Consider the following 23,970-nt stretch of genomic DNA (forward strand, 5'->3'; position numbering starts at 1 on the left):
ATATCACAGAATGAAAGAACTCGTTTTACCTCTGCCTGATGAGGCAGCGACCGTTGCATTAGGGGGCACTTTGGCTCAGGCCTTCGAGGGTGCCAGCGTTATTTATCTGTTCGGTGACTTAGGTGCCGGAAAAACAACTTTTAGCCGTGGCTTTCTTCAGGCCCTTGGCCATTCAGGGCATGTTAAAAGCCCGACTTATACCTTGGTTGAACCTTATGCGCTAGCCCCAAGGCCGGTTTACCATTTTGACCTATATCGTCTGGCTGACCCCGAGGAGCTGGAGTTTATGGGCATTCGTGATTACTTTGATAAGCAAGCAATTTGCCTGGTGGAATGGCCACAACAAGGGGCTGGGTTCTTACCTCAAGCGGATGTTGAGCTGCATTTGACTTATCAGGCCGAGGGGCGCGAAGCCCGCCTGGTGGCCCTTTCTGATGCCGGCGCGGATGTATTGCGCCGTTTAGCTGCTGTGCAAGGACGATTTAATAATGATGCATAGCTCTACGCGACTAATAAATAGCTTTACGCGACCAGGTTGTTGGACGAAAAAGACTTTCTGGCGACCATCATTGGCTGCCGTAATGCTGATTATGGTGAGTTTATTTGCTCTGCCTTCTGCATTCGCCGCCAAGCTTACCGATATTAAGGTGAACAATGGCTCGACTGAAAGCAAAGTGACACTCAGTTTTGATGGTCAGCCGGTTTATGCTTTCTTTTCTTTAAATTCACCCGAGCGGGTGGTGCTTGATGTCCGTCAAAGCGGCAATCTTTCCGGATTACCACTGGAATTCAGTGGGCAGAATCTGCTGAAAAGAATCCGCTCCAGTACCCCGAAAGATGAACAAAGCACCCGTCTGGTGCTGGAATTGACACAAAAAGTCAAAACTCACGCGGTGACTCAGCAGTCGGGTAACAATTACACCGTCGTGATCACCATGACAGCGTCGGCGAGTGCCCCTGTGCGGCAAACTCAGTCTTTAAGCCCAAATAATACGCCGCTGAACCAAACCAATACGCCTAGCCCTAATGCCGGGCGGTTAACTTCACCGGCGACGAATGCGAATACGGAATCACGGATCACGAGCGCCAATACCACGTCAGTAGCTAAAAACCCGTTTAACAACAAGCCGACTGTGGTGGTGAGCAGCGAGAACATCACGACGAATACTGCGCGACCGATCAAAACTGCCCGCCAGACCAACACTGCCAGTGCGGCGAACAGCTCCCGAGTGGTGGTAGCGATTGATGCCGGTCATGGTGGTCAGGATCCCGGTGCGATTGGGCAAAATGGCTTGCAAGAGAAGAGTGTCACTATCGCCATCGCCCGTCGGCTTGAAGCACTGCTTAACAGTGACCCGATGTTTAAACCGGTATTGACCCGCAATGGCGATTATTTTATTTCGGTAATGGGCCGTTCTGATGTGGCGCGTAAGCAGGGCGCTAACGTGTTGGTCTCCATTCATGCTGATGCGGCGCCTAACCGCAGCGCAACCGGGGCGTCAGTTTGGGTATTGTCGAATCGCCGCGCTAACAGTGAAATGGGTAATTGGCTGGAGCAGCATGAGAAACAATCCGAACTGCTTGGTGGGGCCGGTGATGTATTGGCCAACACCGCCTCTGACCCTTATTTAAGTCAGGCGGTGCTGGATTTACAATTTGGTCACTCACAGCGGGTAGGTTATGACGTCGCCACTAAGGTGCTGAATGAGCTGCAAAGAGTGGGCGATATTCACAAACGTCGGCCGGAACACGCCAGTCTTGGGGTGTTACGTTCACCGGATATTCCGTCATTGTTAGTGGAAACCGGCTTTATCAGTAATAGTACGGAGGAGCGGCTGCTTGGCAGTAGCGCGTATCAGGAGAAAATTGCTCAAGCCATTTATAAAGGTTTGCGCAGTTATTTCCTCGCGCATCCGCTACAAGCCGACCCAAAGGTCGAAAACCGTCCGCTAATTGAAACCGCGGCGGTTGATTCTTCTTCACGGCGTTCAAGTGTTAGCCAGCCAGAGCCGGTGGTCAGCAACATAGCAAGCAGCGGCAGATCATCTGCCGCCAAACCGGCTGCGACGGGTAAAAGCCAGATTCATAAAGTCCAACGCGGCGAAACTTTATCCGGTATTGCCAGTCAATACGGCGTCAGCATGGCGGTGTTGCGGCAAAATAACACACTGAAAAATGATGTGGTCTGGGTGGGGCAGCGCTTGAAAGTCCCCGCCTCGGGAATCGCCGCGCCAAAAGCTGTGGCGAAAGCCAAGCCGAGCAAAAGCCAGCCGGTTAAGCATCAGGTAAAACGCGGTGATACGCTGTCGGCTATTGCAGCCAGATATGGTGTGTCGATGAGTGAGATTGAGCGGGCGAATAAGATAAAGTCAGGTAATGTCCAACTGGGGCAAACTCTCACTATTCCACAGTCGTAAGCGAAAGGAACTGCTATGCCAATTCAGATTCTACCACCACAGCTTGCTAACCAAATTGCCGCCGGTGAAGTGGTAGAGCGGCCTGCGTCGGTGGTGAAAGAGTTGGTAGAAAATAGCTTGGATGCCGGTGCGACACGGATTGATATTGATATCGAACGTGGTGGGGCGAAACTGATTCGTGTCCGTGATAATGGCTGCGGCATTGGTAAAGACGATTTGGTATTAGCATTGGCGCGCCATGCCACCAGTAAAATAAGCTCGCTGGAAGATTTGGAAGCCATCCTCAGTATGGGGTTTCGTGGCGAAGCACTCGCCAGCATCAGCTCAGTCTCGCGTCTAATGTTGACATCGCGCACCGCCGAACAAAATGAAGCCTGGCAGGCGTATGCTGAAGGCCGCGATATGGCGGTGACCATCAAACCTGCGGCTCATCCGGTCGGCAGCACCCTTGAAGTGCTGGATCTGTTTTATAACACGCCGGCCCGTCGCAAATTTATGCGGACTGAAAAAACCGAGTTTGGTCATATTGATGAAGTGGTGCGGCGCATTGCGCTGGCGCGTTTTGATGTGGCAATCAATCTTAGCCATAACGGTAAGTTAATGCGGCAGTATCGCGCCGCGCCTGACCCTTCCCAACATGAGCGCCGCCTGGCGAGTATCTGTGGCCCGGCATTTTTGCAGCATGCGCTGGCGATTTCCTGGCAGCACGGTGATTTGACGATTCGCGGTTGGGTAGCAGACCCTGCTGCCAGCCGTACACTGAGTGAAATGCAATATTGTTACGTCAATAACCGCATGATGCGCGACCGGCTGATTAACCACGCGATCCGCCAGGCTTATCAAGATTTACTCAAAGATGACCAGCAACCCGCCTATGTATTGTATCTGGATATTGACCCACATCAGGTGGATGTCAATGTGCATCCGGCTAAACATGAAGTGCGTTTCCATCAAGCGCGGCTAGTACATGATTTTATTTATCAAGCGGTTACCACGGTTTTACAGCAAGCCGCTACTCCGACTCTGAACATCAATGAAGATGGTGAAGAAATCGACGCCCCGCGCTGGCAACCAGAAAATCGCGTGGCGGCGGGGGGGAATAAATATGCTCAACCGGAACCGGCGAAAACCGCGCCAGTAGCACGAGTTTCTTCTCCGGAGCGGGCTGCCATGGCAGCACGGCCAGTCGCTCGTGAACCCGCCCCGACTTATAACGCCGGTCAACCCTACCAAAAACAACAAGGTGAATTATATCGCCAACTGGTGCAACCGGCCGTAGTGAATAAACCGGCGGCGGTTAGCCAACCTCCGGCCTCGCCTGCGCCACGTCAGAGACTTAATGACGAGCCACTGCACGGCGATAATTACAGCTTTGGCCGGGTGCTCACCGTGTTTCCGCCTTGCTATGCTCTTATTGAATATAAACAGGGCGTGGCATTACTGGAATTAAGGGTTGCTGAGCGTTGGTTGAAACAAGCTCAGTTGAATCCGCCCGCGGAAGGGTTGCGCCCTCAGCCGCTATTAATCCCCTTAAAACTGACATTGGATAAAAATGAAGCAGCCGCGTGCCAGCGTCATCAGAAATTGTTAGTGACCATGGGAATAGAATTGGCCGTGGAACACGAAAAGGCGACTTTACGCGCAGTATCTTTACCATTACGCCAACAAAATTTACAAAAACTGATACCGGAACTGTTAGGCTATCTGTCGCAGCATGAAGAGATATCGCCAGATGCTCTCGCCACATGGATTTCTCGCCATCTTGGCAGTGAACATGAGGTATGGAATGTGTCTCAAGCGATACAATTATTGGCAGATGTTGAACGTCTTTGTCCACAGTTGGTAAAATCACCACCAACTGGGCTATTACAACCTATTGATATAAAGGCTGCATTGGCAACCCTGAAACATGAATGATATTGAAAATCTAGACCGGCCACCGGCAATCTTTATTATGGGGCCAACTGCCTCGGGTAAAACGGCGCTCTCCATTGCGCTGAGACAACGGCTACCTGTGGAGTTAATCAGTGTCGATTCTGCCCTGATTTATCGCGGTATGGATATCGGCACCGCGAAACCCAGCGCAGAAGAGCTTGCATTAGCGCCACATCGGCTGATTGATATCCGCGATCCCGCGCAAGCATACTCCGCCGCTGATTTCCGTAAAGATGCATTAAAAGAAATGGCCGAGATTACTACCGCCGGGCGAATTCCGCTGCTGGTGGGCGGCACTATGTTGTACTTTAAAGCGCTGTTGGATGGGTTATCGCCATTGCCGAGCGCAGACCCGCAAGTGCGCCAGCGTATTGAACAGCAGGCAGCGGAACTGGGCTGGGAAGCATTACATCAACAATTGGCTGAAATCGATCCCGTCGCGGCGGCGCGAATTCATCCTAATGATCCCCAACGGCTCTCCAGAGCACTGGAAGTTTTTTTTATTTCAGGTAAAACTCTAACAGAACTGACTAAAATTTCGGGTGAAACCTTACCGTATCGGGTTCACCAATTTGCGATTGCGCCTGTTAGCCGAGAACTGTTGCACCAGCGGATTGAATTACGTTTTCGTCAAATGCTGGATGCAGGGTTTGAAACCGAGGCTAGGGCGCTTTTTGGCCGCGGTGATTTGCATACGGATATGCCAGCCATTCGTTGTGTGGGATATCGGCAGATGTGGTCTTATCTGTCCGGTGAGATTGATTACGACGACATGGTTTACCGCGGAATCTGTGCGACACGCCAACTGGCAAAGCGCCAAATGACCTGGTTGCGGGGCTGGGGTTCAGTCCAGTGGCTTGACAGCGATAAGCCGGGAGAGGCTTTAGACTCTGTAATACAGGTTGTTAGTGCATAGGTTGAATGATTGTGTACAATTGATTAGTACTCAACGCGCGGATTTTTTTACGCAGTTTATTTTCGAGCCGATAGGTTCTTAGTTAATAACAACAAGCAAATAAGGAAAATACAGAATGGCTAAGGGGCAATCTTTGCAAGATCCGTTCCTGAACGCATTGCGTCGTGAACGGGTTCCGGTTTCTATTTATTTAGTGAATGGTATTAAACTGCAGGGCCAAGTTGAGTCTTTTGATCAGTTTGTCATTCTGTTAAAAAATACAGTCAGCCAGATGGTTTATAAACACGCCATCTCTACTGTTGTGCCTTCTCGCCCGGTTTCGCATCACAGCAATAGTCCGAGTGGTAGCACTAATAATTATCATGGTAGTAATCCATCTGCGCCGCAATCACCGCAGCAGGATAGCGATGACGCTGAATAAAGCGCATTGCTGGTCAACCATGACGGGGAACATAAGCAACGGATTCGGGTTTATGTTCTCCGCACTAGCGGTTTTGATCCGTTTGAGAGGTTGCACGTTTGTTTGACCGTTATGAAGGCGGTGAGCAGGCCGTACTGGTTCATATCTATTTCTCGCAAGACAAAAACTCAGAGGATCTGCGTGAGTTCGAAGCGCTGGTATCTTCTGCGGGCGTAGAAGCTTTGCAAATTGTGACGGGTAGTCGCAAAGCTCCACATCCTAAGTTTTTTGTGGGCGAGGGAAAGGCAGTAGAAATTGCTGATGCAGTGAAAGCCAGTGGTGCGTCTGTTGTCTTGTTTGATCATGCCCTTTCCGCAGCGCAGGAGCGAAATCTTGAGCGTTTGTGTGAGTGTCGGGTTATTGATCGTACTGGGCTGATTTTAGATATTTTTGCCCAACGGGCCCGTACCCATGAAGGTAAATTGCAGGTCGAATTAGCGCAATTGCGTCATATTGCGACCCGCTTGGTACGTGGTTGGACGCATCTTGAGCGTCAAAAGGGGGGCATCGGCCTAAGAGGGCCAGGTGAAACCCAGTTGGAGACCGACCGCCGTTTGCTACGTGACCGCATCAGCTTGATTTTGAGCCGTTTGGAGCGAGTTGCAAAGCAGCGTGAGCAGGGGCGGCGCGCGCGCACCCGTGCTGATATTCCGACAGTATCTTTGGTGGGATATACCAACGCCGGTAAATCTAGCCTGTTTAACAAAATTACGGCAGCTGATGTTTACGCGGCTGACCAACTATTTGCCACGCTGGATCCCACTTTACGCCGTATTACTGTGGCTGATGTGGGCGATACAGTGTTGGCGGATACGGTAGGCTTTATCCGGCATTTGCCGCACGATTTGGTTGCTGCTTTTAAAGCGACATTACAAGAAACGCGGCAAGCCTCATTACTGCTACACATTATTGATGCAGCTGATCCTCGGGTGGCCGAGAATATGGCCGCAGTCGATTCTGTATTGGCAGAAATCGAGGCGGATGAAATCCCTACATTATTAGTAATGAATAAAATTGATTTGTTGGATGATTTCGTCCCGCGAATTGATTGCAACGAAGACAATCTGCCAGTCAGAGTTTGGCTTTCGGCCCAAACTGGCGCAGGTATCCCGTTGCTCTTTCAAGCGTTAACGGAGCGTCTTTCAGGTGAGATCGCACACTTTGAATTACGTTTGCCGCCTCAGGCAGGCCGTTTACGCAGCCGTTTTTACCAGCTTCAGGCAATTGAAAAAGAGTGGATAGACGAGGACGGGAACGTCGGTATGGTGGTAAGAATGCCTATCGTTGATTGGCGTCGTCTCTGTAAGCAAGAGCAAGATTTGGTCAGTTATATTACTAATGAGCCAGTACGGCTAATTAATTGATTATCTGATTGATTTTGCGAGATTAAGAGCCAGCTTCTTTGGCGTGTGCTCTTGGCCTGAAGAAAACCAATCATAGAAGAATGGAGCTAAAACATGGCGTGGAATCAGCCCGGTAATAACGGACAGGACCGCGATCCGTGGGGGAGCAGCAATAATAATGGCGGCAACTCTGGCGGAAATAACAATAACAATAATAATAAAGGTGGCCGTGACCAAGGGCCGCCCGATCTGGATGATATCTTCCGGAAACTGAGCAAAAAGCTAAGTAGCCTCACAGGCAAGGGTGGCGGCAACGGCAATGGCAATAATGGCGCGACACAAGGCCCTGCTTTCAGTGGGCGTATTGTGGGTATCGCTGTGGTTGCGGTTGTGGTTATCTGGGCGGCAAGTGGTTTCTATACAATTAAAGAAGCTGAGCGCGGTGTTGTGACTCGCTTGGGTAAATTAAGCCACATTGTACAGCCAGGTTTGAACTGGAAACCGACCTTTATTGATGAAGTTACTCCGGTTAACGTCGAGTCTGTACGTGAATTGGCGGCTTCAGGTGTCATGTTGACCTCTGATGAAAACGTCGTTCGTATCGAAATGAACGTCCAGTACCGCGTAACTGACCCGGCCGCTTATCTATTTAGCGTGACAAACCCGGATGACAGTCTGCGTCAGGCCACTGACAGCGCAGTGCGTGGTGTTATTGGTAAATACACCATGGACAAAATCCTCACCGAAGGCCGTACCATCGTCCGTAGCGATACTCAGCGTGTACTGGAAGAAACTATTCGTCCATACAAAATGGGTATTACTTTGCTGGACGTTAACTTCCAGGCAGCGCGTCCGCCGGAAGAAGTTAAAGCGGCATTTGATGATGCGATTGCTGCCCGTGAAAACGAACAACAATATATTCGTGAAGCAGAAGCTTACACCAACGAAGTTCAGCCTCGTGCTAATGGTCAGGCGCAGCGTCTGTTAGAAGATGCTCGTGCATATGCCGCACGTAAAGTGCTGGAAGCGCAGGGTGAAGTTGCTGGTTTTGCTAAGTTGTTGCCTGAGTATAAGGCTGCACCGGAAATTACCCGTGAGCGTCTGTATATCGAAACCATGGAGAAAGTCCTCGGTCATACCCGCAAAGTGCTGGCGAATGACAAAGGTAATAGTCTGATGGTGCTGCCGTTGGATCAACTGCTGCGTGGACAAGGTGCTACAGAGAAAACGGATGGCAACAAAGACACCAGTCTGATTCGTTTGAATCCGCCTTCCTCTGCTAATAGCAGCCAAGAATCTGGTGCAAGTAACTCGAATACCAGTTCAACCAGTGGCTCTATCATGGATCAGCGCCGGGCGAATGCTCAGCGTGATACTTCCACTCGCGTAGGGAGAGAATAACCAATGCGTAAGTCTATTTTACTTATCGTCGTTGTGGTGTTAGTCGCACTCTACGCTTCGCTGTTTGTGGTACAAGAAGGTCAACGCGGTATTGTACTGCGCTTTGGCAAGGTATTACGTGATAGTGAGAACAAGCCGCTGGTGTACGCGCCGGGCCTGCACTTCAAAATACCATTTATCGAAACAGTGAAGACGTTGGATGCCCGTATTCAAACCATGGACAACCAGGCCGACCGTTTCGTGACCAACGAGAAAAAAGACCTGATTGTTGACTCATACCTGAAATGGCGTATCAGCGATTTCAGCCGTTACTATCTGGCCACCGGTGGTGGTGATGTATCTCAGGCTGAAGTGCTGTTGAAACGTAAATTCAGTGACCGTTTGCGTTCTGAAATCGGTCGCCTGAATGTGCGCGACATCGTAACAGATTCACGCGGTCGTCTGACTTCAGATGTTCGTGATGCGCTGAATACCGGTAGTGTGGGCGATGAAGCCGTTACTACTGAAGCGGATGATGCTATTGCCTCTGCGGCAGCCCGTGTTGAACAGGAAACCCGTGGCAAACAGCCAGCGGTTAACCCGAACAGCATGGCGGCTCTGGGGATTGAAGTGGTTGACGTGCGTATCAAGCAAATCAACTTACCGGCAGAAGTCTCTGACGCTATCTTCCAGCGTATGCGTGCTGAACGTGAAGCGGTAGCCCGTCGTCACCGTTCGCAAGGTCAGGAAGAAGCCGAGAAGTTGCGTGCAACAGCTGACTATGAAGTGACGCGTACTCTGGCAGAAGCAGAACGTCAGGCGCGTATTACGCGTGGTGGCGGTGATGCAGAAGCGGCTCGTCTGTTTGCTGACGCATTCAGTAAAGATCCAGACTTCTATGCTTTCATCCGTAGCTTGCGCGCGTATGAAAATAGCTTCAGCAGCGGCAACGATGTGATGGTTCTGAGCCCTGAAAGTGATTTCTTCCGCTACATGAAATCGCCGGATAACTCTAGCAAACGTCCATAACGACTGCCGTGACAGCCGGTTTTTGACAGCAACAGTAAGGCCCGTTCACGCGGGCCTTTTCTATTTTAGGCCGCCTTTTCCATTTGATTGAGACAGAAAATGAATTCAACCATCTTGTTAGCATTGGGTTTGGTTTTGGTGCTGGAAGGGCTTGGCCCGATGCTTTACCCCAAAACCTGGCGCAAAATGATTCAGGCAATGACTGAATTACCTGATGCCACTTTACGTCGTTTTGGCGGAGGATTAGTGGTTGCAGGCGTCGTTATCTACTACATGTTGCGTAGCCGCATGGGTGGCTAAATGTAAGCACAAAAATTGTGCAGTTATGTGTTAAAAATTACTGAAAGCAGCCGAATGAGATGTTAGAATCCTTTTTTAAGCAACCTGGTGATTTTTGAGATGGGTAAGAACGTCGTCGTACTGGGCACCCAATGGGGTGACGAAGGTAAGGGCAAGGTCGTTGACCTGCTGACTGAACGGGCTAAATATGTTGTGCGCTATCAAGGTGGTCACAACGCTGGCCATACTTTGGTTATTAACGGTGAGAAAACCGTTCTTCATTTAATTCCCTCAGGTATTCTGCGTGAAAACGTAATCAGCATCATCGGCAACGGTGTTGTACTGGCACCTGACGCTTTAATGAAAGAGATGACAGAACTTGAAGCGCGCGGTGTGCCTGTACGTGAGCGACTGTTACTCTCCGAAGCATGCCCATTAATCCTGCCTTATCATGTAGCTCTGGATAATGCGCGTGAAAAAGCACGTGGTGCAAAAGCTATTGGTACTACCGGTCGTGGTATCGGCCCTGCCTATGAAGATAAAGTTGCTCGCCGCGGTCTGCGTGTAGGCGATTTATTCAACAAAGAAACTTTCGCGATCAAACTGAAAGAAATTGTGGATTACCACAACTTCCAGTTGGTGCATTACTACAAAGAAGAAGCTGTTGACTACCAGAAAGTGCTGGATGAAGTATTGGCTATCGCCGATATTCTGACCGCAATGGTCGTTGATGTTTCTGAATTGTTGGACGGTGCCCGCAAACGTGGCGATTTCATGATGTTTGAAGGCGCACAAGGCACCTTGCTGGACATCGACCACGGTACTTATCCGTATGTGACTTCATCTAACACCACCGCAGGTGGCGTAGCGACAGGTTCTGGCCTGGGTCCACGTTATGTTGATTATGTACTGGGTATCGTTAAAGCTTATTCCACTCGTGTAGGTGCAGGTCCATTCCCGACTGAACTGAATGACGAGACCGGCGAATTCCTGCGCAAGCAAGGCAACGAATATGGTGCGACCACTGGCCGTAGCCGTCGTACCGGCTGGTTGGATATCGTTGCGGTGCGTCGTGCTGTGCAGATCAACTCCTTGTCTGGCTTCTGCATGACTAAATTGGACGTGCTGGATGGCCTGAAAGAAGTTAAGCTTTGTGTTGGCTACCGCATGCCAGATGGTCGCGAAGTGACGACCACTCCGCTGGCTGCTGAAGGTTGGGAAGGTATCGAGCCAATCTACGAAACCATGCCAGGCTGGTCAGACGTTACTTTTGGCGTGAAAGAACACAGTAAGTTGCCACAGGCAGCCCTGAACTACATCAAACGTGTAGAAGAGCTGACAGGTGTTCCGGTTGATATTATTTCTACCGGCCCAGATCGTGAAGAAACCATGATCCTGCGCGACCCATTTGATGCATGATTAGTTAGCTGATAGCTAAATAATCAGAATTCAGATTCCAATAAACCGGGCTTACGTCCGGTTTATTGTTTATACCTTTCTTACTTGATGTTGCCGTGTTGTTAGTTGCAAAGCTAAGATTTTTGGGTATGACTGTGTGCAGAAGTGACCTCGGATAAGCCGTTTTACATCAAAAGACTCGCCCTCCATCTAAAAGATTAGCCGCAAGCTTTATGGCTGGTTTATCATTCAAACTATAAGTTTCTAAATAGCACTTAGAATCGCACTTATAATCTATCCAAAACGTGTCATCTTAGATGGGTTTAAGCCGAGTAAACTGATACTCAGGGGTATACGTGCAGTTAACAAGTTTTACCGATTATGGTTTGCGGGCGCTGACTTATATGGCCTCGCTACCTGAAGGCCAAATGACCAGCATTTCTCAGGTAACTGAGGTCTATGGCGTGTCTCGCAATCATATGGTTAAAATAATCAATCAGTTGAGCCGTGTCGGGTTGGTCACTGCCGTGCGGGGGAAAAACGGCGGCATACGGTTAGGTAAACCGGCTGACCAGATTCGAATTGGTGATGTTGTTCGCCAGTTAGAACCTCTTTCTCTGGTGAATTGCAGTAGTGATTTTTGTCATATAACCCCCGCTTGCCGCCTGAAACAAGTGCTTAATCAGGCAGTACAAAGTTTCCTTAACGAGTTGGATAACTATACTTTAGCCGATATGGTTCAAGATAATGCCCCGCTCTATAAGCTATTACTTGTTGAGTAGCTTTTTGTTTAATAAAAAGATACATATACCCAAAGAACGTGGAGTTGCAGCTAAAGCCCCTGCGGCTTCAAGTAAGACGGGGATAGCAACCTGCTGCTGACAACGGAGGAACCGCAATGTCACAAGATCCATTCTTGGAACGAGAAGCAGAGAAATATGAGTCACCGATCCCTAGCCGGGAATTCATTTTGGCTCATCTCGCCAAGCGCGAAACACCCGCCAGCCGTGAAGAGCTGGCCAATGAACTTAATTTATCTGGTGAAGAACAGCTAGAGGCGCTGCGTCGCCGCCTGCGCGCAATGGAGCGTGATGGGCAATTGGTCTTCACCCGCCGTCAGTGCTATGCCTTACCTGAGCGTCTGGACTTATTGCGCGGGACAGTTATTGGCCACCGTGATGGTTTCGGCTTTTTGCGTGTTGAAGGCAGTAAAGACGATCTGTATCTCTCCGCAGAACAGATGAAAACCGCGATTCATGGTGATGTGGTCTTGGCCCAGCCGGTTGGCGCTGACCGCAAAGGCCGCCGTGAAGCACGTATCGTGCGCGTATTAGTCCCGAAAACCAGCCAGATTGTCGGCCGTTACTTTACTGATGCCGGTACCGGTTTTGTGGTGCCGGATGATGGCCGCTTGAGTTTTGATATCCTGATTCCACCTGATGCTATCTGCGGTGCGCGGATGGGCTATATGGTCGTGGTCGAGTTAACTCAGCGCCCGACTCGCCGTTCTAAAGCGGTGGGTAAGATTGTTGAAGTGCTCGGCGAGAATATGGGTACCAGCATGGCGGTAGATATCGCGCTGCGCACCCATGAAATCCCGCATACCTGGCCGCCACAAGTTGAAAAGCAAGTTGCGGATCTGAAAGAGCAAGTGCCGGAAGAAGCGAAAAAAGGGCGGGTGGATTTACGCAACCTACCTTTGGTCACTATTGATGGTGAAGATGCCCGTGACTTCGATGATGCGGTGTATTGTGAGAAAAAACGCGGTGGTGGCTGGCGCTTGTGGGTGGCGATTGCTGATGTCAGCTATTATGTACGCCCGCGCACTGCGCTGGATGATGAAGCTCGCAGCCGTGGTAACTCGGTTTACTTCCCGTCACAAGTTGTTCCGATGCTACCGGAAGTGCTGTCCAACGGCCTTTGCTCCCTGAATCCACAGGTAGACCGCCTGTGCATGGTGTGTGAGATGACCATCTCCGCCCAGGGTAAGTTATCGTCGTATAAGTTCTACGAAGCAGTGATGAGCTCCCACGCGCGTCTGACCTACACCAAAGTGTGGCGGATTATTGATGGTGAAGAGTCGCTGCGTGAACAATATAAGCCGCTGGTGCCGCATTTGTTAGAGCTGCACACCATGTACAAAGCGCTGGATCAGGCCCGTGCTGAACGCGGCGGTATTGCCTTTGAAACCGAAGAAGCCAAGTTTATCTTCAATGCCGAACGGCGCATTGAGCGGATTGAATCGACGGTGCGTAATGACGCGCATAAGTTGATTGAAGAGTGCATGATTCTGGCGAACATTGCTGCGGCACGTTTTGTGGAAAAACACAACGAGCCGGCGCTGTTCCGGGTGCATGACCGTCCAAGTGATGACCATATCTCCGCACTGCGTAGCGTGCTGGGTGAGCTGGGCCTGACTCTTGGTGGCGGTTTAAAACCAGAGCCAAAAGATTATGCGGTGCTGATGGATGAAGTGGCGGATCGTCCGGATCATGAAATGCTGCAAACCATGTTGCTGCGCTCGATGAAACAGGCGATTTACGATCCGGAAAACCGGGGTCACTTTGGCTTGGCATTAGCGTCTTATGGGCATTTTACCTCGCCAATTCGCCGTTATCCTGATTTAGCCATGCATCGGGCTATCAAATACCAGCTCGCTAAAGAGCACGGCAATGTGAAAGAGCGCTGGACACCCACCGGTGGCTGGCACAGTGAATATGACGAGATGCTGCAATTGGGCGAACATTGCTCAATGACTGAACGCCGCGCTGATGAAGCTACCCGTAATGTGGCGGATTGGCTGAAGTGTGATTTTATGCAGGATCAGGTCGGTAAAGTCTTCACCGGGATCATTGCCAGTGTCACCGGCTTTGGTTTCTTCGTGCGCCTCGATGACTTGTTTATTGATGGTCTGGTGCATGTTTCCAGCTTGGATAATGATTACTATCGCTACGACAACATCGGCCAGCGCTTGATCGGCGAGTCTTCCGGTATGACCTATCGGCTGGGCGACACCGTAGAAATTCGCGTTGAAGCGGTACATATGGATGAGCGCAAAATTGACTTTGCACTGGTCTCCAGTACCCGTAAACCGCGCGGCGAAGGCAAAACGGCGCGTGATAAAGCCAAAAAAGCTGATGGTCAGCGCACTCTGCGCGATACCTCCACGGGGCGTGGTGGACGCGGCGCTTCATCTGGAGCACCGCGCCGTGATAGTGCACCGGCAGGAAGTGGGCAGAAACGCCCTCGTCGTGCTAAAAAACCGGCAAACTTTGAGCCGGATAGTGCTTTCCGTCCGGTAGATGCTGCCGCTAAGTTAGATGAAAAAGCATTGGCCGAGAAAAAAGCCAAAGCGAAAGCGAAAAGAGCATCAGCTAAGACTAAGAAAATTGCCGCTGCCACTAAGGCCAAGCGCGCGAAGAAAAAAACCAGCAGCGACCAATAATGGCCTGCTGATTGTCGGGCGGCCCTGGTCGCCCGAATTCATTGATATTTAATCATTTATAAAAGAGCATCATGAGCGAAATTATTTACGGCATTCATTCCGTCAAAGCCTTGTTAGACAATGATCCACAACGCTTTTTGGAAGTTTTTATTCTGAAAGGTCGTGACGATCGTCGCCTACAGCCCTTGATTGCTGAACTGGAAGCTGCCGGTTTAGTGATTCAGGTTGCCAGCCGTCAATGGCTGGATTCACAGGTTGAAGGCGGTGTCCATCAGGGGATTGTGGCGCGAGTCCGTGAAGGGCGTCAGTATCAGGAAAATGACTTGCCAGCATTACTGGAAAGTGTCGAAACGCCTTTCCTGTTGGTGCTGGATGGGGTCACTGATCCCCATAATCTGGGCGCGTGCTTGCGCAGTGCGGATGCGGCGGGTGTCCACGCGGTTATCGTGCCGCGGGATCGCTCAGCGCAGCTTAATGCTATTGCTAAGAAAGTCGCCAGTGGTGCTGCCGAAAACGTGCCATTAATTAAAGTGACAAATTTGGCGCGTACGCTGCGAGTGTTACAAGAGCACAATGTCTGGATTGTCGGGACGGCTGGCGAAGCTGACCACACGTTATATCAGAGCAAAATGACCGGCCCGATGGCGCTGGTGATGGGGGCCGAAGGTGAAGGTATGCGCCGCTTGACCCGCGAACACTGCGACGAGCTGATCAGCATCCCGATGGCGGGGAGTGTTTCCTCCCTCAATGTGTCGGTCGCTACCGGTGTGTGTTTGTTTGAAGCAGTGCGTCAGCGAACACTGAAAATCTAATATTCATTTCATCCCTGCATGTCAAAAAGGCCAACATTTTCGGATGTTGGCCTTTTGTTTGTCAGATAGGGGGATTTTTCACCACTATCAGTGATATCGAGTAGATCAATATCTGTTTGTGATAAGTCCGCCAGCAAAAAGCCACGTCTGCACCATACTTAACCCTGATTTATGAATGACGGTTTCATAATGAATATCGGAATGGAGGAAAGTATGGAGTGGCAGACTCACTTAGTTTTCAACCAACCAGAGCCATTATCGAACAGTAATTTATTTCTGTCTGATATGGCCCTGCGGGAAGCTGTGTTGCGGGAACATGCTAGCTGGGATGGGGAAAATCTTTCTCGGATTGGACTGCAACTGGGTTCGCAGGGGTCACTTGAGCTAGGGCGGCTGGCAAATGCTAATCCGCCAGAATTATTGCGCTACGATGCCGCTGGGCAGCGCTTGGATCAGGTGCGATTTCATCCGGCTTGGTATGTGTTAATGCAAGAGTTGGTCAGCCACCGGGTGCATAATTTGCCGTGGCAAGAAGATGCCCGGAGAGGCTCTTTTGTTGCCCGTGCGGCGCGCTTTATCCTGCATGCCCAGGTGGAGGCAGGGACGTTATGCCCGATAACCATGACATTTGGCGCGATCCCGCTGCTGCAACAAACACTTCCACCACTATTCCAAAATTGGCTACCGCCACTGCTTTCAGACCGCTATGACTCTCATCAAACCGTCGGTAGCCAGAAGCGGGGTTTATTGATTGGCATGGGCATGACGGAAAAACAGGGCGGCTCTGATGTATTAAGTAACTCTACCAGAGCCGAGCCGCTGGAAGTGCGCGGCCATGGAGAAGCTTATCGACTGGTCGGGCACAAATGGTTTTTCTCGGTGCCACAAAGTGATGCGCATCTGGTGCTGGCGCAAGCTGAGGGCGGTTTATCTTGCTTCTTCCTGCCGAAAATATTGCCGGACGGCACCGATAACGCCATCCGCTTAGAGCGCTTGAAAGAGAAACTCGGCAACCGCTCGAATGCCAGCAGCGAGGTCGAATTTGATCACGCCACCGCCTGGTTATTGGGGGAGGAGGGCGACGGCATTCGCCAAATTCTAAAAATGGGCGGATATACCCGTTTTGATTGCGCGCTCGGTAGCCATGGCCTGATGAGGCGCGCTTTTTCCGTCGCGTTATATCATGCCTGGCAGCGGCAGGCTTTTGGTAAAGCACTGGTTGAGCAACCTTTGATGCGGCAAGTCTTAAGCCGCATGGCATTGCGTTTAGAGGGCCACACCGCGCTATTAATGCGCTTAGCCAGCGCATGGGAAAAAACCGGCGAAATTCATGAGCAGATATTCAGTCGATTACTGACACCGGCGGCAAAATACCGCGTCTGTGGGCTGGGCAGTGGGTTTGTTGCGGAGGCGATGGAGGTGCTCGGCGGGATTGGCTATTGCGAACAAAGTGAGTTGCCGCGGATTTATCGGGAAATGCCGGTCAATAGTATTTGGGAAGGCTCCGGCAATATTATGTGTCTTGATGTGCTGCGCACATTCCGCAAACTCCCCTCTGCGATAGACATGCTTCAGCAAGAGTTTTATCCCGTACGAGGGCAAAACCGGCTATTTGACCGCGCATGGCGGCAATTGCAGCAGCGGCTGAAAAATCCTAAGGAAGAACAAGGGCGGGCAATAACCCAGCAACTGTTTGATTTATGCTGTGCATCGCAATTACTGCGGTTTACCTCACCGCCGTTAGCCGATGCCTGGTGCCATATGACGCTCGATCATCGGGATCAATATATGTTGCCGGAAGCTGTTTGCGCGCGGTTGTTGAGCCGCGCCACCGGGATTGCGGGCTGACAATTCAATAATTTACTTATACAACAGTGCGTTGGCATACCAAATGCCCGGATAAATACTGTCAGACATCATGATAATCAAATAGTAGGGCGCGCCACTGGCATTTGCCCTGCGTTTAATTTCAGCTTCGATATCCATTGGGCTGCCAAATACTTGAGCTGAGACGGTGCCCACTTTTTGTAAATTAAGGCTCTGTGCGCGGGTAATTTCCTGAGCATAGGGCTGAGCCACAGGCGGCGGGGCCGGGGTGACGTGAAAAGCACTGCAAGCTGAAAGTCCCAGAGTGATCAGTAGGAACACCATTGCGCGTTTTATCTTCATTTTTACCTCTTTGTCAGCAGGGCCGTCACCGCCCTGCCCATTATTTCTCAAGTGTAACGCTCAAGCGCCAAGATGAGGGAATATCTTGGAAGAAATTAGTTTAAGACTTTATACCCGCCATACTTCAAACTGCATTAAGTTTTTAAGTCTATAAATCAGTTTTTCGTATTGATGCTGTGCTTGATAAATAAAGGATTCTCGCCATGATTGAGATGTCGCTGGAAAACATTAATGGGATTGAGGTCATCCATGCGGCCCCTGCGGGTAAGCGCCAGCAGCCGCTACCGACCATTTTCTTTTATCACGGTTACACCTCGTCAAAAGAGGTTTATTCCTATTTTGCTTATGCTTTCGCACAAGCAGGTTTTCGCACTATCGTGCCGGATGCGGACATGCATGGCGCGCGTTTTGAGGGTAATGAAACTCGGCGACTTTCTCATTTTTGGGAGATCCTGAAATCGAATATTGATGAGTTGCCCGCGATTAAACAACATTATCAACAGGCGGGATTGATTGAGGGAGAGCGGATTGGTGTTGCGGGGGCATCAATGGGCGGGATGACGACGTTGGGCGCGTTTGCCCGCTATCCGTGGGTCAGTGTCGCCGCCGATTTTATGGGGTCGGGTTATTTTACCTCGCTGGCGCACACGCTGTTTCCTCCCTTGGAGGACGGACGCGAGGTCAGCGCGGCAGAGTTTGAGCGCCGTCTGGCACCTTTGACAGATTATGACCTTACCCATCAGTTAGAAAAAATTGCTGATCGGCCATTATTGGTTTGGCATGGTGAAGCGGATGAGGTGGTACCGGCGGCAGAGAGTGCGCGGTTGGTTCAAGCTCTGCAAATCAGTGGGCGCGATAAGCACCTAACCTATCTCACCGAAGCAGGGATTGGGCATAAAATCACCCCAACCGCCTTGGCTGCGGGGACGCTTTTCTTTAGTAAATATCTATAAAAAACCCCCGACAAGCGGGGGGAATGGGTCTGCGGGCAATCTTTTTCTTTCTCTGTATTTCTGGGTGTTTCTCTGGTGTTGTATTTATCTATTGAATCTTAGCGATAGAGAACGGCATTAACGTGTATGGAACTGTTATCGCCAGGTTCATGCATAGCAATTATCTGATAAGAACTGGCTCCGCGTTCATCGGCTAATTGACTGATTTGCGCCGTGGCGTCATCAGGAGAAACCACATTGTGGCCCAGTGACAATGCGCCGATACTGACGCGCTGTTGCTGCATAGCTTGTTGGGCGGTTATTTCTGTGGCAGCGAAAGTGCTGGTCGATAAGACCAAGCCGAGTAGGGTTGCGATGGTGAGTGTATGTTTCATCGGTGACTCCAATATCTTATTTATATACTTTGAATAACTTTCAGTTAGCTGCGCCGCTTGTTTTGCGGTGGATGTAATTAATTTTAGTCTCTTTTGTTAATTTAAAAATACGTGATAATTGATTCACTTTGTCAAAAAAAATGAATAATATTCATGCGGAGCTAATGATTTCATTGAAAGATTTAGCGGACTAATGGATTAACATCCATAGGTTCTGTCATGAACAAAAAGTGCGGTTTTAGCAGAGTAATGGTTAGAACAAGAATAAATCCCCGGCAATCCTTGAGTTTCAATCCGCCCGCAAGTATAGTTACGCGTCATTTTTCAGCCGCACACAAACACGTTCCTTGCCTCCATGGGCCGCGGTTGACCCTATCAGGAGGCTGAATAATCCGTAAGGAGCAATAATCGATGCGTCATTACGAAATCGTTTTTATGGTCCATCCTGACCAAAGCGAACAGGTTCCGGGCATGATCGAGCGCTATAGTGCAACAATCACTAATGCTGCTGGTACGATCCACCGTCTGGAAGACTGGGGCCGCCGTCAGCTGGCTTACCCGATCAATAAACTGCACAAAGCTCACTACGTTCTGCTGAACGTTGAAGCCCCGCAGGAAGCGATCGATGAGCTGGAAACAAACTTCCGCTTCAACGACGCCGTTATCCGTAGCATGGTTATGCGCGTTAAACACGCGGTAACTGAAGCATCACCAATGGTTAAAGCGAAAGACGAACGCCGTGAGCGTCACGACTTCGCGTCAGAAGCCAATGATGATTCTGAAGCTGGGGATTCTGAAGAGTAATTGCCGTGGTGACCACTAATCGTCTGGTACTCTCTGGCACTGTGTGCAAGACACCGGTTCGAAAAGTCAGTCCTTCTGGCATTCCGCATTGTCAATTTGTGCTTGAGCACCGATCAACACAGCAGGAAGCCGGATTCAGCCGACAAACATGGTGCAGAATGCCTGTTATTGTCAGCGGACAAAAGTCACAAGCATTAACTCACAGCATAACGGTCGGCAGTCAGTTAACCGTTGAAGGCTTCATTAGCTGCCATCAAGGTCGCAATGGGCTGAACAAATTGGTTCTGCATGCCGAGCAGATTGAATTTATAGATTCTGGAGACTAGCCAAATGGCACGTTATTTCCGTCGTCGCAAGTTCTGCCGTTTTACCGCGGAAGGCGTTGTAGAGATTGATTATAAAGATATCGCTACGCTGAAAAATTATGTCACTGAAAGTGGCAAAATTGTCCCGAGCCGTATTACCGGTACTCGCGCAAAATACCAGCGTCAGCTCGCCCGTTGTATCAAGCGCGCACGCTACCTGTCTTTGTTGCCGTACACTGATCGTCATCAGTAATCGGCCACTGTCCATTAACGACTTTGAGAGGATAAGGTAATGCAAGTTATTCTGCTTGATAAAGTAGCAAACCTGGGCAGCCTGGGTGACCAAGTGAATGTTAAAGCGGGCTACGCTCGTAACTTCCTGGTTCCACAAGGTAAAGCTGTTCCGGCAACTAAGAAAAACGTAGAGTTCTTTGAAGCACGCCGTGCAGAATTGGAAGCCAAATTGGCTGGCGTTCTGGCTGCTGCTGAAGCTCGCGCTGCTAAAATTAACGAACTGGTTAGCGTTACTATCGCTTCTAAATCTGGCGATGAAGGCAAACTGTTCGGCTCTATCGGTACTCGCGACATCGCAGACGCTGTAACTGCAGCTGGCGTTGAAGTGGCCAAGAGCGAAGTTCGTTTGCCGAATGGCGTTCTGCGTACCACTGGTGAGCATGAAGTTCACTTCCAGGTACACAGCGACGTATTCGCTAAACTGAACGTGATTGTGGTTGCAGAAGCGTAAGTTACGCTGCTGTTAACCTGCTAAAACGCCAGCCTTGTGCTGGCGTTTTGCTTTCTGGCGGTGCTTTGTTTTCTGACAGTGTCTGGCTTTCTGGTAAAAAGTAAATGGCCGTTAGGATGCTGATTCCGATGGCAAAATATCAAACTGACACTCCTCAGCCGCCACTTTTGAACAGTGGTAAATTTCAAGAAAAGCCGTCTGCTGATATTGCCAATGAGGCTTGCCACTGATGGAGACCGGCCAGGTTTTATTCCCGTAATACATATCTAACTGCCAACCCTCGGCCTGCAAGTTATAAATACACTTTTGAAATATCCCCTGATGGACGCTGTTTCCCTCCTCATTTTCACTATTGAGAATTAAAAGTGCCTCACTGAAATCTTTAATCGCGGTTTTGTTTTGCGGTATAGACCCTTGCAAGGAGCCTGTCCATTGCTCGTCACCGTCGGCTTCGGCGGAATAAAATAACCCTATTTGTTGGATAGTATTAATCGCCGGACAGTGCTGAGCCACTGCGCTAAATGGGGCGTAAAGTAGCCATAAAACAGGCAATTTATATTTCATAATCACTCCCTTGTGAGTATGGGTATTCGCTGGTGTTATGAATGGTGTGGACCATCCATAAACAACCTACTGCGGGAGCGGCGGGATAACATTATCAAAGAAAATAAGGCGGTAAACAGAAGTGGTTCTGGGCGGCTGGGGTTAACGTTCGCGACGATAACTGCCATCATTTTGCCGGGTAAATAGCGCTTCCGTACTATTGGTAGATTCAATGGCTTTGGTAGATTCAATGGCTTTGGTAGATTCAATGGCCAGCGCCACCACCACGCCTTCTGCATCCAGCATGATTTTAACTTCTTGTCCGGCTTTGAGATTACTGAGCGGTTTATCATTCCCTTCAACTTGCGCCATCGCAAAAACTTCATTCACCGGCAAGTTATTATCGCGGAACAACTGCGCCAGTGTTTTTCCTGATTGAATTTGATAACTCTGCCAGTTCCCTTGTAACGGCGGTATCTGTGGAGACGCCACCGTTGGAGGTGGCGGAGCATCAAGATTACCTTGTAATTGGGCCTGTAGTGGCACGTCAGTGGACGGCGCACTCACCGGGAAGGTGTTGGTATTATCACGGGAAGCCGGCCACAGCAGTGCCAGCAGTAATACCGTGGTCGCAATAATGACCCAGCGGCGGTGAAAGAGAGGCAACGGCTCCATCCACTCAAAACTGTCCGGTAAATGCCAGATTTTCAGTAACAGCCCTTTAATCCCTTTTTCCTGTGCAACTGCTGCGGCAGTTTGCGGGGACACATTATTTTCAGTCGAGGCGATATCCTCAGCAGGAGAAATGTGTTCAGACACACTGACTTCTGACATCAGATTTTGATCATCAGCATTTTTAGTCTCCGGCAATACCTTCTGCCGGATACTCAGCCAGGCGTGTAGCAATGGCTGATAAACTCGAGTGTTTTTCCTTCTCCTGGGCGCGATTCTGCCCATGGTGACCTCTCTTCAACAACATAAATAACAAAAGGGCAATTTACCCATAGGCTTCTAAGTATAACCTTTCTTGCTTGAAGCATGACGGGTATAAACGGGGATATTCCCCATTAGCTTGCTACCATTGTTTCTTTTTCTACGATAAAAGTCATCATTCACGAAGCAAGATTTTACCGCGCTCCCCTGCTGCTGTTATGCTGGCGGCTTCGACATGATTAGTGACTAAAGGAAAATCCATGACAATCCCTTCTTTTGATAGCGTTGAAGCGCAAGCGAGCTACGGAATTGGTTTACAAATCGGGCAGCAATTGCAAGAGTCCGGGCTGGAAGGTTTATTGCCAGAAGCATTGTTGGCAGGTTTGCGTGACGCGATGGAAGGGAATACACCGACTGTCCCTGTTGATGTAATACATCGAGCATTGCAAGAAGTGCATGAAAAAGCTGATAAAGTTCGCGTTGAACGCCAACAGGCTTTGGTAGAAGAAGGGAAAACATTCCTGGAAGAAAATGCCAAGCGTGATGATGTCACCACCACCGAGTCCGGCTTACAATTCTCTGTATTACAGGCGGGTGATGGCCCAATTCCATCTCGCCAAGACCGTGTACGTGTGCACTATACTGGTCGCCTGGTTGATGGCACGGTATTTGATAGCTCAGTTGAGCGCGGCCAACCAGCCGAGTTCCCAGTCAGCGGCGTTATTCCCGGCTGGATTGAAGCTCTGTCCATGATGCCAGTTGGGTCTAAGTGGAAGCTGTATATCCCACATAACCTGGCCTATGGCGAGCGTGGTGCTGGTGCGACTATCCCACCATTCAGCGCATTGATGTTTGAAGTGGAACTGCTGGAAATTCTGTAAGTTAGACAGAGAATGGCATGAGAAAGGGCGACATGATGTCGCCCTTTTTGCGTTTATTGAACGGGTCTGTAATCTACAGTGAGGTTATTCGCCATCCAGTGCGCGGGGAAACAGCAAATTATTTTCCAGATGAATATGTTCCATCAGGTCAGTTATGAATTCATTGATACCGGTATAAAGCGCCCGCCAGGTGTTACAGGCACCCTCTGGTGGCGTCATATTTTGTGTCAGTTGTTTAACCACTTCTAACTGTTGTCCTACCGCATCATGCTCAGCTTCCATGACAAATATTGGCCCACCGGCTTGTGACCCCATACCGCGTTTGATCATCGGGAACAGAATTTGCTCCTCTTTGTACATATGCTGGGTAAGTTCTTCTAAAATAGCGCTAAGTTCGGCCGCCACCCCCCGAGGACATGCTGGTTTTTCGCCATGAACGCGCTCAACCTTTTCAGCCATTAGAATCAATTCTGGCAGTTGCTCGCGATGGCGGTTGTGATAGCGGCTGATAATAAAATCAATGATGTTTGCCAGCGGTTGTTGCTGCCAATCTTCAGATGATTGTAGCTCGGTTTGCAAGGCGCTCAACTGCGCCTCTAGCGCGTCAATATCCAGATTTAGCTTAGTGGCTGCTCGTAACAGTGTTTGCTTGCCACCACAGCAGAAATCCAACTGATGCTGACGAAATAATTTTGTTGCCCGTGGAATGGCGATAGCCAAAGCACCCAGAGACTGATTGCGGTAATCCATGATGACACCTCATTGAGTAATTAAATATCTATAACATGCATAATAAATACATGTTATGGTTCGAGATATAGCTCTAAAGAGGTAAGCGAGCTAGCAACA

General features: G+C 49.9%; 25 protein-coding genes. 20 read left to right on the forward strand and 5 right to left on the reverse strand.

Going from position 1 to position 23,970, the window contains the following annotated elements:
• Positions 1-10: 10 nt before the first annotated feature.
• The 14 genes from tsaE (at position 11) to DXZ79_RS02375 (ending at position 17,262) form a co-directional block, all read left to right on the forward strand.
• Positions 11-499: a tRNA (adenosine(37)-N6)-threonylcarbamoyltransferase complex ATPase subunit type 1 TsaE gene (gene tsaE / locus DXZ79_RS02310; protein ID WP_038636943.1), complete on the forward strand. Its 489-nt coding sequence runs from the start codon at positions 11-13 to the stop codon at positions 497-499.
• Positions 500-581: 82 nt separating this feature from the next.
• Positions 582-2,417: an N-acetylmuramoyl-L-alanine amidase AmiB gene (amiB, locus tag DXZ79_RS02315; protein ID WP_050291543.1), complete on the forward strand. Its 1,836-nt coding sequence runs from the start codon at positions 582-584 to the stop codon at positions 2,415-2,417.
• 15 nt (positions 2,418-2,432) lie between these two features.
• The gene (mutL, locus tag DXZ79_RS02320; RefSeq protein WP_120011067.1) at positions 2,433-4,334 is read left to right on the forward strand and encodes a DNA mismatch repair endonuclease MutL; all 1,902 of its coding nucleotides are present in this window, start codon (positions 2,433-2,435) and stop codon (positions 4,332-4,334) included.
• Positions 4,327-5,268 (forward strand): tRNA (adenosine(37)-N6)-dimethylallyltransferase MiaA, encoded by a 942-nt coding sequence (miaA, locus tag DXZ79_RS02325; protein ID WP_038636936.1) that lies wholly within the window; start codon positions 4,327-4,329, stop codon positions 5,266-5,268. Before mutL ends, miaA begins: the two co-directional genes overlap by 8 nt.
• Positions 5,269-5,383: 115 nt before the next feature.
• Positions 5,384-5,689 carry an RNA chaperone Hfq gene (gene hfq, locus DXZ79_RS02330; protein ID WP_042562589.1) on the forward strand — a complete coding sequence of 102 codons (306 nt, stop codon included), beginning with the start codon at positions 5,384-5,386 and terminating at the stop codon, positions 5,687-5,689.
• Positions 5,690-5,787: 98 nt separating this feature from the next.
• The gene (gene hflX, locus DXZ79_RS02335) at positions 5,788-7,092 is read left to right on the forward strand and encodes a ribosome rescue GTPase HflX (RefSeq protein ID WP_120011068.1); all 1,305 of its coding nucleotides are present in this window, start codon (positions 5,788-5,790) and stop codon (positions 7,090-7,092) included.
• A 93-nt stretch (positions 7,093-7,185) separates the two neighbouring features.
• Positions 7,186-8,472 (forward strand): FtsH protease activity modulator HflK, encoded by a 1,287-nt coding sequence (gene hflK / locus DXZ79_RS02340; protein ID WP_038636930.1) that lies wholly within the window; start codon positions 7,186-7,188, stop codon positions 8,470-8,472.
• Between the two features lie 3 nt (positions 8,473-8,475).
• Positions 8,476-9,480, forward strand: coding sequence for a protease modulator HflC (gene hflC / locus DXZ79_RS02345; protein WP_038636928.1), 1,005 nt, complete (start codon positions 8,476-8,478; stop codon positions 9,478-9,480).
• 99 nt (positions 9,481-9,579) lie between these two features.
• Positions 9,580-9,780: a DUF2065 family protein gene (locus tag DXZ79_RS02350; RefSeq protein WP_004392478.1), complete on the forward strand. Its 201-nt coding sequence runs from the start codon at positions 9,580-9,582 to the stop codon at positions 9,778-9,780.
• A gap of 99 nt (positions 9,781-9,879) precedes the next feature.
• Positions 9,880-11,178 carry an adenylosuccinate synthase gene (locus DXZ79_RS02355; RefSeq protein WP_038636925.1) on the forward strand — a complete coding sequence of 433 codons (1,299 nt, stop codon included), beginning with the start codon at positions 9,880-9,882 and terminating at the stop codon, positions 11,176-11,178.
• A gap of 335 nt (positions 11,179-11,513) precedes the next feature.
• Positions 11,514-11,939 (forward strand): nitric oxide-sensing transcriptional repressor NsrR, encoded by a 426-nt coding sequence (nsrR, locus tag DXZ79_RS02360; protein WP_004707017.1) that lies wholly within the window; start codon positions 11,514-11,516, stop codon positions 11,937-11,939.
• A gap of 116 nt (positions 11,940-12,055) precedes the next feature.
• Positions 12,056-14,602 (forward strand): ribonuclease R, encoded by a 2,547-nt coding sequence (gene rnr / locus DXZ79_RS02365; RefSeq protein WP_038636920.1) that lies wholly within the window; start codon positions 12,056-12,058, stop codon positions 14,600-14,602.
• A gap of 71 nt (positions 14,603-14,673) precedes the next feature.
• Entirely contained in the window at positions 14,674-15,414 is a 741-nt protein-coding gene (rlmB, locus tag DXZ79_RS02370; RefSeq protein WP_038636918.1) for a 23S rRNA (guanosine(2251)-2'-O)-methyltransferase RlmB, read from the forward strand.
• Positions 15,415-15,615: 201 nt separating this feature from the next.
• Positions 15,616-17,262: an isovaleryl-CoA dehydrogenase gene (locus DXZ79_RS02375; protein ID WP_038636915.1), complete on the forward strand. Its 1,647-nt coding sequence runs from the start codon at positions 15,616-15,618 to the stop codon at positions 17,260-17,262.
• Positions 17,263-17,274: 12 nt separating this feature from the next.
• On the opposite strand, the gene bsmA is transcribed toward DXZ79_RS02375, so the two are convergent.
• Positions 17,275-17,583: a biofilm peroxide resistance protein BsmA gene (gene bsmA, locus DXZ79_RS02380; RefSeq protein WP_038636912.1), complete on the reverse strand. Its 309-nt coding sequence runs from the start codon at positions 17,581-17,583 to the stop codon at positions 17,275-17,277.
• Between the two features lie 203 nt (positions 17,584-17,786).
• On the opposite strand from bsmA, the gene yjfP reads away from it, so the two are divergent.
• Positions 17,787-18,536, forward strand: a complete 750-nt coding sequence (gene yjfP / locus DXZ79_RS02385; RefSeq protein WP_038636911.1) for an esterase — start codon at positions 17,787-17,789, stop codon at positions 18,534-18,536.
• 98 nt (positions 18,537-18,634) lie between these two features.
• Here yjfP and DXZ79_RS02390 read toward each other — a convergent pair whose 3' ends face one another.
• Positions 18,635-18,910, reverse strand: coding sequence for a YdgH/BhsA/McbA family protein (locus DXZ79_RS02390; protein WP_038636909.1), 276 nt, complete (start codon positions 18,908-18,910; stop codon positions 18,635-18,637).
• Between the two features lie 411 nt (positions 18,911-19,321).
• Between DXZ79_RS02390 and rpsF the strand changes: the two genes are divergently transcribed.
• From rpsF to rplI, 4 genes are read left to right on the forward strand one after another with little or no spacing between them, the layout of a single operon-like run.
• A complete protein-coding gene (gene rpsF / locus DXZ79_RS02400; RefSeq protein ID WP_002210153.1) occupies positions 19,322-19,714 on the forward strand; it encodes a 30S ribosomal protein S6 in 393 nt (130 codons plus the stop codon).
• A gap of 5 nt (positions 19,715-19,719) precedes the next feature.
• Positions 19,720-20,040, forward strand: a complete 321-nt coding sequence (gene priB / locus DXZ79_RS02405) for a primosomal replication protein N (RefSeq protein ID WP_049613473.1) — start codon at positions 19,720-19,722, stop codon at positions 20,038-20,040.
• A gap of 4 nt (positions 20,041-20,044) precedes the next feature.
• A complete protein-coding gene (gene rpsR, locus DXZ79_RS02410) occupies positions 20,045-20,272 on the forward strand; it encodes a 30S ribosomal protein S18 (RefSeq protein WP_004392491.1) in 228 nt (75 codons plus the stop codon).
• A gap of 39 nt (positions 20,273-20,311) precedes the next feature.
• Positions 20,312-20,764, forward strand: coding sequence for a 50S ribosomal protein L9 (rplI, locus tag DXZ79_RS02415; protein ID WP_038636905.1), 453 nt, complete (start codon positions 20,312-20,314; stop codon positions 20,762-20,764).
• A 111-nt stretch (positions 20,765-20,875) separates the two neighbouring features.
• On the opposite strand, the gene DXZ79_RS02420 is transcribed toward rplI, so the two are convergent.
• Together DXZ79_RS02420 and DXZ79_RS02425 are read right to left on the reverse strand one after the other, a co-directional pair.
• On the reverse strand, positions 20,876-21,328 hold the full coding sequence (locus tag DXZ79_RS02420) for a DUF3757 domain-containing protein (protein WP_038636903.1): 453 nt from the start codon (positions 21,326-21,328) through the stop codon (positions 20,876-20,878).
• 141 nt (positions 21,329-21,469) lie between these two features.
• Positions 21,470-22,264, reverse strand: a complete 795-nt coding sequence (locus DXZ79_RS02425; protein ID WP_120011069.1) for an OapA family protein — start codon at positions 22,262-22,264, stop codon at positions 21,470-21,472.
• 236 nt (positions 22,265-22,500) lie between these two features.
• On the opposite strand from DXZ79_RS02425, the gene bamJ reads away from it, so the two are divergent.
• Positions 22,501-23,121, forward strand: coding sequence for a BamJ family beta-barrel-assembly machinery protein (gene bamJ / locus DXZ79_RS02430; protein WP_038636897.1), 621 nt, complete (start codon positions 22,501-22,503; stop codon positions 23,119-23,121).
• Positions 23,122-23,205: 84 nt separating this feature from the next.
• On the opposite strand, the gene ytfE is transcribed toward bamJ, so the two are convergent.
• A complete protein-coding gene (gene ytfE / locus DXZ79_RS02435) occupies positions 23,206-23,871 on the reverse strand; it encodes an iron-sulfur cluster repair protein YtfE (RefSeq protein ID WP_038636891.1) in 666 nt (221 codons plus the stop codon).
• Between the last annotated feature and the right edge of the window lie 99 nt (positions 23,872-23,970).

The organism is Yersinia rochesterensis (genome assembly GCF_003600645.1).
Classification (GTDB): domain Bacteria; phylum Pseudomonadota; class Gammaproteobacteria; order Enterobacterales; family Enterobacteriaceae; genus Yersinia; species Yersinia rochesterensis.

Coding starts and splice junctions, on each gene's coding strand:
- mutL (WP_120011067.1), top strand. CDS start 2,433: ATGCCAATTCAGATTCTACCACCACAGCTTGCTAACCAAATTGCCGCC.
- rnr (WP_038636920.1), top strand. CDS start 12,056: ATGTCACAAGATCCATTCTTGGAACGAGAAGCAGAGAAATATGAGTCA.
- DXZ79_RS02420 (WP_038636903.1), bottom strand. CDS start 21,328: ATGAAATATAAATTGCCTGTTTTATGGCTACTTTACGCCCCATTTAGC.
- ytfE (WP_038636891.1), bottom strand. CDS start 23,871: ATGGATTACCGCAATCAGTCTCTGGGTGCTTTGGCTATCGCCATTCCA.
- DXZ79_RS02390 (WP_038636909.1), bottom strand. CDS start 18,910: ATGAAACATACACTCACCATCGCAACCCTACTCGGCTTGGTCTTATCG.
- rplI (WP_038636905.1), top strand. CDS start 20,312: ATGCAAGTTATTCTGCTTGATAAAGTAGCAAACCTGGGCAGCCTGGGT.
- DXZ79_RS02355 (WP_038636925.1), top strand. CDS start 9,880: ATGGGTAAGAACGTCGTCGTACTGGGCACCCAATGGGGTGACGAAGGT.
- DXZ79_RS02425 (WP_120011069.1), bottom strand. CDS start 22,264: ATGGGCAGAATCGCGCCCAGGAGAAGGAAAAACACTCGAGTTTATCAG.
- hflK (WP_038636930.1), top strand. CDS start 7,186: ATGGCGTGGAATCAGCCCGGTAATAACGGACAGGACCGCGATCCGTGG.
- rlmB (WP_038636918.1), top strand. CDS start 14,674: ATGAGCGAAATTATTTACGGCATTCATTCCGTCAAAGCCTTGTTAGAC.
- hflC (WP_038636928.1), top strand. CDS start 8,476: ATGCGTAAGTCTATTTTACTTATCGTCGTTGTGGTGTTAGTCGCACTC.
- miaA (WP_038636936.1), top strand. CDS start 4,327: ATGAATGATATTGAAAATCTAGACCGGCCACCGGCAATCTTTATTATG.
- yjfP (WP_038636911.1), top strand. CDS start 17,787: ATGATTGAGATGTCGCTGGAAAACATTAATGGGATTGAGGTCATCCAT.
- DXZ79_RS02375 (WP_038636915.1), top strand. CDS start 15,616: ATGGAGGAAAGTATGGAGTGGCAGACTCACTTAGTTTTCAACCAACCA.
- DXZ79_RS02350 (WP_004392478.1), top strand. CDS start 9,580: ATGAATTCAACCATCTTGTTAGCATTGGGTTTGGTTTTGGTGCTGGAA.
- rpsR (WP_004392491.1), top strand. CDS start 20,045: ATGGCACGTTATTTCCGTCGTCGCAAGTTCTGCCGTTTTACCGCGGAA.
- tsaE (WP_038636943.1), top strand. CDS start 11: ATGAAAGAACTCGTTTTACCTCTGCCTGATGAGGCAGCGACCGTTGCA.
- rpsF (WP_002210153.1), top strand. CDS start 19,322: ATGCGTCATTACGAAATCGTTTTTATGGTCCATCCTGACCAAAGCGAA.
- bamJ (WP_038636897.1), top strand. CDS start 22,501: ATGACAATCCCTTCTTTTGATAGCGTTGAAGCGCAAGCGAGCTACGGA.
- bsmA (WP_038636912.1), bottom strand. CDS start 17,583: ATGAAGATAAAACGCGCAATGGTGTTCCTACTGATCACTCTGGGACTT.
- hfq (WP_042562589.1), top strand. CDS start 5,384: ATGGCTAAGGGGCAATCTTTGCAAGATCCGTTCCTGAACGCATTGCGT.
- amiB (WP_050291543.1), top strand. CDS start 582: ATGCTGATTATGGTGAGTTTATTTGCTCTGCCTTCTGCATTCGCCGCC.